This is a genomic window from Polaromonas sp. (assembly GCF_030680935.1).
In the GTDB taxonomy this organism is placed as follows: Bacteria; Pseudomonadota; Gammaproteobacteria; order Burkholderiales; family Burkholderiaceae_C; genus Polaromonas.
The window spans coordinates 1-12,902 of record NZ_JAUXUP010000013.1 but is presented as its reverse complement, the minus strand read 5'-3'; the positions used below and the strand labels follow the sequence as shown (position 1 = coordinate 12,902).

Genomic DNA, 12,902 nt, shown 5'->3' with positions numbered 1-12,902 from the left:
ACCAGGGCCTTCAATGCACGCGCGTATCGAAGGCGCGGGTCAGGCCGTCCAGATCGGTGATGCGGATGTGACGTTTGTCCACCTCCAGCAGGCGTTGCTGCTGAAAGGCCGAGAAGGTCCGGCTGACCGTCTCCAGCGTCATGCCCAGATAGCTGCCAATTTCTGCGCGCGACATGCGCAGATGAAATTCACTGGCCGAATAGCCGCGCGCCTTGAGGCGCTGCGACAAGTTCAGCAAAAATGCAGCCAGCCGCTCTTCTGCGTTCATGCTGCCAAGCAACACCATGAGACTGTGTTCGCGCACAATTTCACGGCTCATCAGGCGGCTGACCACATGCTGCATGCCGGAACTGCTGGCCGCCACCGACGCAAAATGGGCATAGGGAATGGCACAGATTTCAGCATCTTCCAGCGCCGTGGTGCTGCTGGCATGGGCGCCGTGGGCCACGCCGTCCAGCCCCATCAGCTCGCCTGCCATGTAAAAGCCGCTGACCTGTTCGCGTCCGTCGCTCAACATCAGGCTGGACTTGAAGGTTCCGCTACGCACAGCATAGATGAACTGGAAGCCGTCACCCTCCCGGTACAGTGTCTGACCGGCCAGCACCCTGCGACGGCCGAACATCAGGCTGTCCAGGCGCTCGACATCGCCGCCTGTCATCCCGCAGGGCAGACAGAGGTCACGCAGGTGGCAGTTGGAGCAGTGCGTCACCAGAGGTGTTATCGCCGAGCTGTTGCCGTCAGGTTGGCGGGCCAACACCCGGACAGGAGAAACGGTGGCTTCCAGAGCGGCTGAGGACATGGTGTGTTCCTTTGAGGATTGGCGGATATGAAGGTGGAGAATGGGATCAAGCCCGGGTTAAAGCCGGTACGAAGCCGGACGGGAGACCGCAAAAACAGCGTCTGTTCCACGGTGCGCCCGATGCCCGAGGCCGTCTGTGCGCCAGAGCACCCAGGCCCGCGGCAGACCGCAGAACCTGCGACAGGCAATGACGAAACCCGGTGTCAGCGAAGACGCCGTCGCCGGGGTTTTCAGGGCAACTGAATCAGACCTGCGCATGGTTCGCTGCTTTTGTGACAGCTTGCACAAGCTGATCGAATTGCGTGCTCTTGTCGAGGAAGGTCTCGGCCCCCGCGCCAAGATAGAGCTTGCGATAGGCTGGATCCGAGTTGCCGCTGAACACCACGAAAGCAATGTCAGGCGCCGTACGCCGCACAGTGCGCAGCACCTCCCAGCCAGAGCCACCTTCCAGTTGCACGTCGAGCACGACCACACAGGGATGGGCGGCGAGGATGCCGTCGATGGCAGCCTGCGGGGTTTGGGCGAAGCCAACAACCGCCATGCCGCCCGCCTGCAACAGGCCGGTGACCCGATCGCGGATCAGGACGGAGTCTTCAGCAAGGAAAACTTTGACAATACAGGGAAGTGTTTCAGCCATGCCCCTACTGTGGCGGCAGCGCTGCATTGCAGCCATCGGCAGAAACCGAAAATCCACCCCTGCCTGTGCTGAAAATCGCCCTCAGCACAAGCTGGGGCCGACTAGGAATTGTCTGAGAAACGGCCAGGTCGCGACTGGCCGGGATTCCTCAGAGTTGATCGATCAATGCATGCTTGAGCGCGTAGCGGATCAACTCACTCTGGTTCTGCAGTCCCATCTTCTGCATCAGGTTGGCTTTGTGTGAACTGACCGTCTTGACAGAGAGCTTCAGGCGCAGCGCAATGTCAGTCACAGACACCCCCGAGACCAGCAATCGGAGCACCTCGAACTCCCGGTTCGAGAGGCTTTCGTGTGGCAAACCTTCGCCCCCGGGCATCGCGCCAAGCGCCAGCTGCTCTGCCACCTCGGCACTGATAAACGCGCCACCGCCCGCCAGCTTGCGAATCGCCTGCTCCAGTAGTGAGGGTGCGCTCTCCTTGGTCAGATAACCACTGGCGCCCGACTTGATGGCCCGTACCGCGTACTGCAGCTCCTGGTGCATGCTGAGCACCAGAATTCGCAGCTTGGGTTTCTCGGCATGCACCAGCTTGATCAGCTCCATACCGCTGCGACCCGGCATCGACAAATCCAGCATGAGCACATCAAAGCTCAACTCTCGCACCCGCTGCATGACCTCGGTGCCGTCAGCGGCCTCTCCCGTCACCTGCATATCGTCCACCGACGAAACGATGCGCTTGAGCCCTTCACGCACAATCGCGTGGTCGTCGGCAATCACGATTCTGATCACGACGCGCCGCCCCCCTCGGCCAGGGGAATGTCGACCTTGACGCAAGTGCCGCGACCCGGCTCGCTGTCGATCACCACATGGCCCTTGAGGAGCGCAGCCCTTTCGCGCAGGCCCATCAGGCCCAGTGAGTGCGGCTGGCGCGGTGCATCGGCCACAAACCCGCGCCCGTTGTCGCGCACAGCCAGCGCGACACCCCCCGGCACACGCTCAATCGAGACCTTGACTTCAGAGGCGCACGCATGTTTGGCCACATTGGCCAGCGCCTCCTGAACGATGCGAAACACCGCTGTGGCATACGGCTCGTGCAGCGCCAGCTCTTCGTCGGCTGACAGCGCACATGCCACTGCGGTTCGCTGCTGGAAGGTGTGAACCAGCCATTCAATCGCGGGCACGAGACCCAGATCATCGAGCAGCAGCGGGCGCAGGTCAGCGGCTATGCGCCGCGTCGCTGCAATGGTGTGGTCCAGCATGGCCAGCATCTCGGTCAGCTTGGCATGCGCGGCAAGGGGTGCACCGCCGGCCTGATCGCGCAGCCACATGGTGTCCATCTTCAACGCGGTCAGCGACTGGGCCAGCTCATCGTGGAGCTCGCGGGCCACCCGGGTTTTCTCCTCTTCGCGCACAGCATTGACAGCCGCCGCAAAAGCACTGCGCGCTTCCTGCGCCCGGACCCGCTCGGTCACGTCCCGCAGGATCACCGTGTAAAGCTTTCCGTCTGCAGTGTCGAGCTGTGAGATCGACGCATCCATCGGAAACTCTTCCCCGCTGGCGCGCAGTCCGTAGATGACAGTGCCGTCCCCCATGCGCCTGGAGGTCACCCCGGTGGTGGCAAAGCGGCGAATGTGTTCGGCATGCCCGCGCTGAAAACGTGCGGGCATCAAGCGGTCCAGCGATTGACCCAGCACCTGGTCCCGGGGCCAGCCAAAAAGCTTCTCCGCAGCGCGGTTGTACAACACGATTCTTTGCGCCTTGTCCACCGTGATGATGCCGTCCATGGCCGAATCCAGCAAGCCGGCCAGCAGAGCGCCAGCGTCACCAGGGTGGCTTTGCAAAAAGGGCGTGTCCAGACTGCCAGAGGGAGAAAAATGCATGGGACAGTGTAGCAAGCCGTTCCATGGCAGCCGCGGGCGTCTAGGGCGGCGCAGCGTCGCTCCGGCTGGGGGCAGACGGGCTGTTCTGGCTGAGCTCTGCCGAGGAACTGGAAAGCATCGCGGTCAGCGTGCTTGAAATCATGCAGATACCCCAGAAAGCGAAAAAGGCAACGGTATAGACACCCTGCCGCGACCAGCCCAGCGGCTGCCCCGACCAATGCAGGTCCTGCGGGTCAATCAGCGCAAACACCAGCAACTCAAGACCACAGGCCGTCAGAAACGCGGGCCACGCCACCCACATCAACTTTTGCTTGAGCATGGTGACCTCCTTCAACGACCGGTTGGCGCGGGTGCAGGCGTGGCCGCATGGTTGCGACCCTGCACCGCAGGCATGAGCGCCTTGTCTTGCGTGGCCAGTGTCTTGTTGATCTCCAGCCCGCGCCGGTAGTAGTCCCCGGCCACCAGCGGGTCGGGTGCGCGCAGCGCAAGCCAGAGTGTGGCAAAACCCGCCACCACCACGATGGCGGGGCCTGCGATCACCATCCACACCAGCGGAAACTTCCACCAGGGTGCGCCAGGTTCTGGGGACTGGTCAATTTGCATGTTGCCTCCTTGGATGTCAGCGGGGTACCAGAAACGCGGCTTTTTCAGAAACCCGCGCGCTGCCAGTGATGGAATAAACGTCAATCTGCACCGGATGTGAACCCGCCGACGCGCTGCCGTAGGGCAGTTGAAGGCGTACCGCGACCCAGCGCGACTGGGCAGCCTCCACCTCTACCGGCTCCAACGGGAAAACACTCAGCCCTGGCAAGCCGCTGGCCTCAATGCGGTAGCGCTGCAACTGCTCGGTCGCGTTCATGATTTGCAACCGATAGACGTTTTCAAGTTGACCCCCTTCGGCGATGCGTGCCAGTGATGCGCGGTCCCGCACCACATCCACCTTGAGCGGCGTGCGCACCACCAGGCTGGCCAGCAAGCCGATACACAAGGCCGTCAGCACGCCAGCATAAAGCAACACCCGCGGCCGCAACACGCGGCGCAACACCTGCTGCGGCGACCAGCGGCCGGCCATGCTGTTCTGTGTGGCATACCGGATCAGCCCGCGCGGGGTAGCCATGCGGTCCATGACGGTGTTGCAGGCATCGATGCACAGGCCGCAACCAATACACTCATACTGCAGGCCATCCCGGATGTCGATGCCGGTCGGGCAGACCTGCACACACAGGGAGCAGTCGATGCAGTCGCCCAAGCCCTGCGCTCTGGCGTCCGTGCCTTTGGTGTGAACGCCACGCGGCTCGCCGCGCGCGGTGTCGTAACTGACAATCAGCGTATCGCGATCAAACATGGCGCCCTGAAAGCGCGCGTAAGGGCACATGTATTTGCAGACCTGCTCACGCATGAAACCAGCGTTGCCATAGGTTGCAAAACCGTAGAAAAACACCCAGAACACTTCCCATGAACCCATGCGTGTCTGCAAAAAGTCCATGCCCAGATCGCGGATCGGCGAAAAATACCCGACAAAGGTGAAACCGGTCCACATCGCGATGGCGATCCAGACGACGTGTTTGAACCATTTTTTGACCAGCTTCTCGGCCGAAAAAGAGCTCTCGTCAAGCCGCATGCGGGCAATACGGTTGCCTTCGATCTTGTGCTCCACCCACATGAAAATTTCGGTGTAAACCGTCTGCGGACAGGTGTAGCCGCACCACAGGCGACCGGCCACGGCCGTGAACAGAAACAGCGCCAGCGCCGAAACCACCAGCAGGCCTGTCAGGTAAATCAGGTCCTGCGGGTAGAGCACCAGACCAAAGATATAAAAGCGGCGCGCGCCGAGGTCAAACAGCACCGACTGCCGCTGCCCCCACTCCAGCCACGGCAGGCCATAAAACACCAGCTGGGTCAGGAACACCATGGCCCAGCGCCAGCGCGCAAAAATGCCGCGCACGCTGCGCGGATAAATTTTCTTGTGCGCCGCATACAGCGCACCGTCCCCCTGCCCTTCGATCACAGCGATGGGAATGACTTTGCGAACGGGAAGCGGTACCTCAGGCATGTCGGGTCGGGTCAGCGCAGGGGGTCACGGCTTGCCTGGCTTGCTGGACAAACCCCAGACATAAGACGAGAGCACATGAATCTGCGCATCGGTCAAACGGCCCTGCTGCGGTGGCATCTGGCTGGTCTTGCCGGTGTTGATGATGGAGATGATGGCTTCCTGCCCATAGCCGTGCAGCCACACCTTGTCGCTGAGGTTGGGCGCCCCCAGCGCCGGGTTGCCGGCGCCGCCCACACCGTGGCAGGCTGCGCAGGCGCCGAACTTGCTTTTACCAAGCCCCGCACGCAGCGAGTCATGCGGGCTTCCCGACAGGCTCAGCACATAGTTGGCCAGGTTCTTCACATCGTCCGGCGTACCCACTGCAGCCGCCATGGGCGGCATCACGCCGGTGCGCCCCTTGTGAATGGTCGCGCTGATGACCTCAGGGGATCCGCCGTACAGCCAGTCCTGGTCGGTCAGATTCGGAAAACCCTTGCTGCCGCGTGCGTCCGAGCCGTGGCATTGCGCGCAATTGTTCAAAAATAGCCGCTCGCCAATGGCCATGGCTTTGGGTTCGCCCGCCAACTTTTCGGCGGGCATGGCGGTGTACATGGCGTACACCGGTTCCAGCTCGAGGTTCGCGCTGGCGATGTCATTGGCATACTCCTGCTGGGTGCTCCATCCCAGCTCACCCTTGTAGCTGCCCAGTCCCGGATAAGCCACCAGGTAGCCCAGGCTGAAGACAATCGTCAGCACAAACAGACCCACCCACCAGCGCGGCATGGGATTGTTCGCTTCGCGCAGATCCTCGTCCCACACATGGCCGGTGGTGTTGTCGGTACCCGCAGGGGTTTGGCCACGCGCCGTCAACCACAGCAGCAAGACGCAGGCAAAAATGCTGGCCAGCGTGAGCGCCAGCACGTAGTACGACCAGAAACTGTTGAAAAAATCGCTCATGGTGCTTGCTCAGTCCTGCTCAAACGGAAGACGGGCGGCCTCGTCAAAGGCTTTCGCGTTTTTTCGCGACCAGGCCCAGACCAGAATGCCGACAAAGGTCAAAAACGAGGCCAGCGTGGCCGCGATGCGCAGTGTGGTGACGTCCATGCGAAAGCTCCTTATTTCAATGCAAGTCCGAGCGACTGCAGGTAGGCCACCAGAGCGTCCATCTCGGTTTTCCCGGTGACCTCGGCCGGGGCGGCGGCGATTTGGGCGTCGGTAAACGGCACACCCACGCGGCGTAAAGCGCGCATGTGGGCGGCGGCCTCAGCCCCGCTCAGTGGCGCTTTCTCCAGCCACGGGTAGGCGGGCATGTTGGACTCGGGTACCAGGTCACGGGGATTGACAAGGTGAATGCGCTGCCACTCGTCGCTGTACTTGCCGCCGACGCGGTGCAGGTCCGGCCCCGTGCGTTTGCTGCCCCACTGGAACGGGTGGTCGTAGACAAATTCACCGGCCACCGAGTAGTGCCCATAACGCAGTGTTTCAGCGCGGAAGGGCCGGATCATCTGCGAGTGGCAGTTGTAGCAACCTTCACGCACATAGATGTCGCGACCCAGCACCTGAAGCGGGGTGGGTGGCAACATGCCGGTGACGGCTTCGGTGGTCGATTTCTGAAAGAACAGCGGCACAATCTCCACCAAGCCACCGACGGCGACCACCAGCAGAATCAGCACAATCATCAGGAAGTTGTTGGTTTCTATCTTCTCGTGCGAGAAGCCGGGTTTTGAAGTTTCTTTGGTGTTTTCAGTCATGACTCAATTCCTCAGGCGCGGGCAGCGGCGGGTAAGGGGATGGTCGCCTCTACTGTCCGGCCAGAAAGCACGGTCATCCACACGTTCCAGGCCATCACCACCATGCCGGCCAGATAAAGCAGGCCACCCATCAGGCGAACCACGTAGTAGGGGTAGGTTGCCTTGACGCCCTCTACAAAGGTATAGGTCAGGGTTCCGTCGGCGTTGACTGCGCGCCACATCAGGCCCTGCATGACACCCGCAATCCACATGGCAGCGATGTACAGCACGATGCCAATGGTGGACATCCAGAAGTGCAGTTCGATCGCCTTGACGCTGTGCATCTCGGTGCGGCCGTACATGCGGGGGATCAGGTAGTAGAGAGAGCCCATGGTCATCAGGCCCACCCAACCGAGTGCGCCGGCGTGCACATGGCCCACGGTCCAGTCGGTGTAATGGCTCAGGGCATTGACCGTCTTGATCGACATCATCGGCCCCTCAAAAGTCGCCATGCCGTAGAAGGAGAGCGCCACGATCAGAAAACGCAGGATGGGGTCGGTGCGCAGCTTGTGCCAGGCGCCCGAGAGCGTCATGATGCCGTTGATCATGCCGCCCCAGCTTGGAGCCAGCAAAATCAGCGAGAACACCATGCCGATGGACTGGGTCCAGTCCGGCAAGGCGGTGTAGTGCAGGTGGTGCGGCCCCGCCCACATGTAGGTGAAGATCAGCGCCCAGAAGTGAACGATCGACAGGCGGTACGAATACACCGGGCGGCCGGCCTGCTTGGGAATGTAGTAGTACATCATCCCGAGGAAACCTGCGGTCAGCAAAAAGCCGACGGCGTTGTGACCGTACCACCACTGCACCATGGCATCCTGCACACCGGCGTAGGCCGAGTAACTTTTCATCCAGCCGGCAGGGATGGCCGCGCTGTTGACAATGTGCAGCAAGGCCACGGTGATGATGAAGGATGCATAAAACCAGTTGGCCACATAGATGTGGCGCACCTTGCGGGTACCGATGGTGCCGAAAAATACCACCGCATAGGCGACCCAGACCAGCGTGATCAGGATGTCAATCGGCCACTCCAGCTCGGCGTATTCTTTGCCCTGGGTGTAACCCATGGGAAGGCTGATGGCCGCCGCCACAATCACCGCCTGCCAGCCCCAGAACACAAAGGAGGCCAGCGCCGGCGCAAACAACCGCACCTGGCAGGTGCGCTGCACCACATGCAGGCTGGTGGCCATCAAGGCGCAGCCGCCAAACGCAAAAATCACGGCGTTGGTGTGCAGCGGCCTGAGGCGTCCGTAGCTGAGCCAGGAAATGCCAAAGTTCAGTTCAGGCCAGGTCAGCTGCGCCGCAATGATGACGCCGACCAGCATGCCCACCACGCCCCAGACCACCGACATGAGGGCAAACTGCCGCACCGCGGTGTCGTGGTAGGTGGCGGCGGGTAGTGTTGTTGGATTCATGAAGCACCTGTTGTCGAATGCGCCAAGTGTCCCTGTCAGGATCAGGGTCTGACTTGATCAAAGTCAATCCGAGCGCAGAATGCGCTCGCCCTCCTGCTCCAGCGCATCAAACTGGCCACGCCAGACGGCCCAGGCCAGCGCCGCAATGACGAGCAGTGCCAGCGCAACTGAAAGAGGAATCAGCAGAAAAAGAATGTCCATCGCCTGGTCAATCAGTGATGCGGGCCAGCCGCGCAGAATTGAGCACCACCAGCAGCGAGCTGGCGGCCATGCCCAGACCTGCCAGCCACGGCGGCATCAGCCCGAGCACGGCCAGCGGCACACACACACCGTTGTAAACAGCCGCCCACAGCAGGTTCTGGCGCACCACTGTCCTGGTGCGTCGCGCCTGTGCCAGCAAGGTAGCTACCGCAGCCAGCTGGCCACCAGGCACCACAAAGTCGGCCTGAGCCTGCGCCAGTGGCACGGCCTGACCCATGGCGACCGAGACATCTGCGCGCGCCAGCACCGGTGCGTCGTTCATGCCGTCGCCCACCATGGCAACGCGATGGCCAAGCTCCTGTAGCTGGCGAATATGCGCCAGCTTTCCTTCAGGTGTTCGCTGGCCCAGGGCGTTGCCAATGCCTGCGCGCCAGCCCAGCCGGGTCACGGCTGCCGACCTGTCACCCGACAACAGGCACACACGCAAGCCCAGCGCATCCAGCGCGCCAACAGCAGGGCGGGCGTCTGGCCGGAGGGTTTCGTCCAGCGAGAAACTGGCGAGCCACCCCTGCCCGTCTGCCAGATGAACCTGTGCGCCTTCAACCTCTGCGTTCTGCGGCACCCCACCACAAAACTCGGCCGAACCGAGACGCAACACCTGTGTCTGCCCATCGCTGCCGGCCAGCAGGCGCCCCCGTATGCCACGGCCGGGTTCTTCAGCCAAGTCAGTGACGGTGGCGGCAACGGAGATGTTGGTCGCTGGGCCAGACTCCATTCCAGCCGCCTGCACCAGTGCACGCGATAAGGGGTGCAGCGAATACTGCGCCAGAGCGGCGGCCACAGCCAGCGCTTGTGCGGCACTCACGCCCTGGCGGGTGCGGGTCGTGGCCAGCGCCATGCCGTGTGCCGTCAAAGTGCCGGTTTTATCGAAGAGAACGGTATCGACCTCCGCGCCGGTCTCCAGCGCCTCCAACCGACGCACCAGAATTCCGCGTCGCGCCAGCGCGCCCGCCGAGGCCAGGGTGGCAGCGGGCGTTGCCAGCGACAGCGCGCAAGGGCAGGTGACGATCAACACCGCCACCGCCACGCTGATGGCGTGCGCCGGATCGCTGGGCCACCACCACCAGGCCGCTGCCGCGCTGGCCAGCAGCACCAGCCCGGTAAAAGGGCTGGCAATGCGGTCGGCCAGCTGCGCCAAACGCGGCTTTTGCACCGAGGCCTGCTGCATCAAGGCCACGATACCGGCGTAGCGGGTGTGCGGCCCCACGCGCTGCAGCCGCACCAGCAGCACGCCGGTCAGGTTGGCGCTGCCGGCAATCACGGCGCTGCCCATCCCGCGCGGCAGCGGTGTGGACTCGCCAGTCAGCAGGGCTTCATCGACCTGGCTTTCACCGGCCTCCACCAACCCGTCCGCTGGCACCATCTCGCCCGGCAACAGCCGGATCAGGTCGCCAGCGGCCAGGCGCTGCAGCGCGACAGGCTCGAAGCCGCCGTCCGCACCCTGGCGCTCCACACGCTCGGGCAGGCGGCGCATCAGGGCTTGCAGCGAGCCGGCGGTACGGTCACGCAAGCGCTGCTCCAGCAGCCGCCCCGAGAGCAGAAAAAACACAAACATGGTCAAGGAGTCGTACCAGACCTCAGCACCCCAGAGCGAGGCCTGATCGAAAGTGGCCGCAGTACTGGCACCAAACGCAATGGCAATACCCAGCGCCACAGGGACGTCCATGCCGATGCGCCTGTGGCTCAGATCGCGCAGAGCCGCCGCAAAAAAAGGCTGACAGGAAAACAGCACCACCGGCAATGTCAGCACCCAGGAGGCCCATCGAAGCAGTGACTGCGCCTCGGCAGAAATGTCACCCGCCCCTGCGGTGTACGCCGGAAAGGCATACATCATGACCTGCATCATGCAAAAACCGGCCACCAGCCAGCGCCACAACATGAGACGTCCGGCCTGCTCGCGTGGCGCGGCTGCCAGCACGTCGCCCGCCGGCAAGCCGCCATAACCAGCCCGCTGTAGAGCGGCCAACCAGGCAGAAGGAAGACCTTGCGCCGGTGACCAGGTCAGGCGCGCCACTGCACTGGCGCCGTTGACCTGCACACTGTGTACGCCAGGCAGTTGCTGCAGAAGGGCTTCCACCGTGAGCGCGCAGGCAGCGCAATACATGCCCTGGATCGCGAGGTATGACTCCCAGCGACCGGGCTGCGTCGCGAGCGGTCGACCGAAACTCTCCCATTCGGCAGGTTCATCCAGCGTTGACCAGCGGGCTGGCGGCGCCGCGTCACCAGGGCCGGGGACGGACGCAAAGGTGGCAGATGACATGCTGCCAAGCCTAGCGCCCGCTGCCCGCGCGCGCTTGACATGGATCAAACCGGCAAGACAAGGTCAGTCCTAAGCTGCAAGCCTCACAGTAATTCAGGAGACCCCACCATGTACAAACGCATTCTTGTGGCCACCGACGGCTCGACCCTTTCAAAAAAAGCAGTGCGCAACGCGATTGACCTCGCTGGCGCGACCGGCGCCGAGCTGGTGGCGCTTTACGTGGTTCCGCGTTACCCCGTCGCCTACTTTGAGGGCGGTATATCCATCTCGGCACAGGATATCGCCCGCACGGAAAAGCAATGGGCCGATCAGGGCCAGGCCGTGGTGGACGCGGTCAGGCAATTGGCCGAGCGCGAAGGCGTCAAGGCGAAGGCTGTGACCACGTCCTCCGACCTTGTGGCCGAATCCATCATCAAAGCGGCTAAAAAATACAAATGCAATCTGGTGGTGATGGCCTCGCATGGCCGCAAAGGCATCAAGCGCATCCTCCTTGGCAGTGAAACCCAGCACGTGCTGACGCACAGCAGCGTTCCCGTGTTAGTGTTGCGCTGATTCCATTTCAATCGAGGAGAAAAAATGAAAATTCTGTTCGCTGCTGATGGCAGCAAATACACCAAAAAGGCCATCGCTTTTCTCGTCACCCACGAGAGCCTGGCAGGACCGGAAGACGATCTCGTCGTTCTGAACGTCCAGTCGCCTGTTCCGGGGCGGGTGAGCTCCATGCTGGGCTCTGCCAATGTGAAGGCCTACCATGAAGAAGAAGCCAAAAAGGTGCTGGACCCGATCGAACGCCTGCTCAAAAGGCACAAGCTCAAATTTCGAATGACCTGGATCGTGGGATCGCCGGCGAGCGAGGTGGTTCGCGCCGCCAAGCGCGAAAAAGCGCACATGATCGTCATGGGCACCCACGGCCAGGGCCTGCTGAGCCGTGCCCTGATGGGCAGCGTGGCGCAGCGCGTGGTGGCCGACTGCGAGATTCCGGTTCTGCTGGTGAAGTAGCGCCAGACACTTTTGCTGAAGCAGCATCACACCGGCCTGACGAGGATGGCCGGCGTGACCCCAGATCAAGCCCGTCCGATTGCCAGCTCCCAGCCGCTTTTCAGGTCTTCGTCATTTACTTGTTTGCTACTGGCCCGGGAAGATCAACACCGCGATTTGGCTGTCCATCGACATCAGCACGACGGTCAAAGGTGAGCAGCTTGCCCATTACCACCCGCACCCATTGCGGATAGGTGTAAGCCGTCCCCTTGTTGTGATCAATGATGGCGCCAATCCCGCCGCCGAAAATGATGTTGCCCGCGAACCCCGCGTTGGCTCTCGAAATGGCCACTCCGCGCCCATCAGTTTCGCCGGCTTTGACACAAGTCACCTGCAGGTCTTTGGACGAACGGCGCACGTTGACAGTTGCGGGCGTCTTGACCGTTTGCGTGCCGTAGTCATTTTCAAGTTTGCACTCAGCATCCTTGATTTCGACGCCGCTGGTATTGAAAGTCTCAAACCGCACGGGGTTGGTTGAGTCATTGACAATCGAAGCGCAACCGGTAACAGCAACCGCAGCAACAACAATCGCGAGTAAACGAATAGACATTTGAGCCTCCCATATTTTGTAAGGCTCAAAATGTAACACGAGGTTTCGGCGTGCTCGCGACGTCAACCCGTGTTGCGCCTCAACCATCGCCAATGACAAAACGTCTAGGTGTGAAGTTTCAATAGGTTGTTACGGGTGTTCACCCGGATTGGTTCTGAGAGACTGGGAATCGCCAAACGCCCAACCCTCAACACCCCAATCCAGATGAACACCCATAAGAATGCCCGATTAACGTACCTGCGGCG

16 protein-coding genes are annotated in these 12,902 nt (G+C 61.9%); 2 read left to right on the top strand and 14 right to left on the bottom strand.

Annotation, left to right across the window (positions count from 1 at the left end):
• Nucleotides 1–10: 10 nt before the first annotated feature.
• The 13 genes from Q8L50_RS04170 to Q8L50_RS04110 form a co-directional block, all read right to left on the bottom strand.
• The gene (locus tag Q8L50_RS04170; RefSeq protein ID WP_305347398.1) at nucleotides 11–799 is read right to left on the bottom strand and encodes a helix-turn-helix domain-containing protein; all 789 of its coding nucleotides are present in this window, start codon (nucleotides 797–799) and stop codon (nucleotides 11–13) included.
• Nucleotides 800–1,043: 244 nt separating this feature from the next.
• Complete coding sequence (locus Q8L50_RS04165; protein ID WP_305347397.1) at nucleotides 1,044–1,436, bottom strand: response regulator transcription factor; 393 nt, start codon at nucleotides 1,434–1,436, stop codon at nucleotides 1,044–1,046.
• A gap of 148 nt (nucleotides 1,437–1,584) precedes the next feature.
• Nucleotides 1,585–2,223 carry a response regulator transcription factor gene (locus Q8L50_RS04160; RefSeq protein WP_305347396.1) on the bottom strand — a complete coding sequence of 213 codons (639 nt, stop codon included), beginning with the start codon at nucleotides 2,221–2,223 and terminating at the stop codon, nucleotides 1,585–1,587.
• The gene (locus Q8L50_RS04155) at nucleotides 2,220–3,314 is read right to left on the bottom strand and encodes a PAS domain-containing sensor histidine kinase (RefSeq protein ID WP_305347395.1); all 1,095 of its coding nucleotides are present in this window, start codon (nucleotides 3,312–3,314) and stop codon (nucleotides 2,220–2,222) included. Before Q8L50_RS04155 ends, Q8L50_RS04160 begins: the two co-directional genes overlap by 4 nt.
• A gap of 40 nt (nucleotides 3,315–3,354) precedes the next feature.
• A complete protein-coding gene (locus tag Q8L50_RS04150; protein WP_305347394.1) occupies nucleotides 3,355–3,633 on the bottom strand; it encodes a hypothetical protein in 279 nt (92 codons plus the stop codon).
• An 11-nt stretch (nucleotides 3,634–3,644) separates the two neighbouring features.
• The gene (locus Q8L50_RS04145) at nucleotides 3,645–3,917 is read right to left on the bottom strand and encodes a FixH family protein (RefSeq protein ID WP_305347393.1); all 273 of its coding nucleotides are present in this window, start codon (nucleotides 3,915–3,917) and stop codon (nucleotides 3,645–3,647) included.
• Nucleotides 3,918–3,933: 16 nt separating this feature from the next.
• Complete coding sequence (ccoG, locus tag Q8L50_RS04140; protein WP_305347392.1) at nucleotides 3,934–5,367, bottom strand: cytochrome c oxidase accessory protein CcoG; 1,434 nt, start codon at nucleotides 5,365–5,367, stop codon at nucleotides 3,934–3,936.
• Nucleotides 5,368–5,391: 24 nt separating this feature from the next.
• A complete protein-coding gene (ccoP, locus tag Q8L50_RS04135; RefSeq protein WP_305347391.1) occupies nucleotides 5,392–6,303 on the bottom strand; it encodes a cytochrome-c oxidase, cbb3-type subunit III in 912 nt (303 codons plus the stop codon).
• Nucleotides 6,304–6,312: 9 nt separating this feature from the next.
• The gene (locus Q8L50_RS04130; RefSeq protein ID WP_305347390.1) at nucleotides 6,313–6,450 is read right to left on the bottom strand and encodes a CcoQ/FixQ family Cbb3-type cytochrome c oxidase assembly chaperone; all 138 of its coding nucleotides are present in this window, start codon (nucleotides 6,448–6,450) and stop codon (nucleotides 6,313–6,315) included.
• An 11-nt stretch (nucleotides 6,451–6,461) separates the two neighbouring features.
• Nucleotides 6,462–7,097, bottom strand: coding sequence for a cytochrome-c oxidase, cbb3-type subunit II (gene ccoO, locus Q8L50_RS04125; protein ID WP_305347389.1), 636 nt, complete (start codon nucleotides 7,095–7,097; stop codon nucleotides 6,462–6,464).
• A gap of 11 nt (nucleotides 7,098–7,108) precedes the next feature.
• A complete protein-coding gene (gene ccoN / locus Q8L50_RS04120) occupies nucleotides 7,109–8,548 on the bottom strand; it encodes a cytochrome-c oxidase, cbb3-type subunit I (RefSeq protein ID WP_305347388.1) in 1,440 nt (479 codons plus the stop codon).
• 63 nt (nucleotides 8,549–8,611) lie between these two features.
• The gene (gene ccoS / locus Q8L50_RS04115; RefSeq protein ID WP_305347387.1) at nucleotides 8,612–8,749 is read right to left on the bottom strand and encodes a cbb3-type cytochrome oxidase assembly protein CcoS; all 138 of its coding nucleotides are present in this window, start codon (nucleotides 8,747–8,749) and stop codon (nucleotides 8,612–8,614) included.
• A gap of 7 nt (nucleotides 8,750–8,756) precedes the next feature.
• Nucleotides 8,757–11,069: a cation-translocating P-type ATPase gene (locus Q8L50_RS04110; RefSeq protein ID WP_305347386.1), complete on the bottom strand. Its 2,313-nt coding sequence runs from the start codon at nucleotides 11,067–11,069 to the stop codon at nucleotides 8,757–8,759.
• 108 nt (nucleotides 11,070–11,177) lie between these two features.
• Between Q8L50_RS04110 and Q8L50_RS04105 the strand changes: the two genes are divergently transcribed.
• Nucleotides 11,178–11,621 carry a universal stress protein gene (locus Q8L50_RS04105; protein WP_305347385.1) on the top strand — a complete coding sequence of 148 codons (444 nt, stop codon included), beginning with the start codon at nucleotides 11,178–11,180 and terminating at the stop codon, nucleotides 11,619–11,621.
• A gap of 24 nt (nucleotides 11,622–11,645) precedes the next feature.
• Nucleotides 11,646–12,068, top strand: coding sequence for a universal stress protein (locus Q8L50_RS04100; RefSeq protein WP_305347384.1), 423 nt, complete (start codon nucleotides 11,646–11,648; stop codon nucleotides 12,066–12,068).
• Nucleotides 12,069–12,183: 115 nt separating this feature from the next.
• Here the strand turns inward: Q8L50_RS04100 and Q8L50_RS04095 are convergent, their stop codons facing one another.
• The gene (locus Q8L50_RS04095) at nucleotides 12,184–12,657 is read right to left on the bottom strand and encodes a hypothetical protein (RefSeq protein ID WP_305347383.1); all 474 of its coding nucleotides are present in this window, start codon (nucleotides 12,655–12,657) and stop codon (nucleotides 12,184–12,186) included.
• Nucleotides 12,658–12,902: the final 245 nt, after the last annotated feature.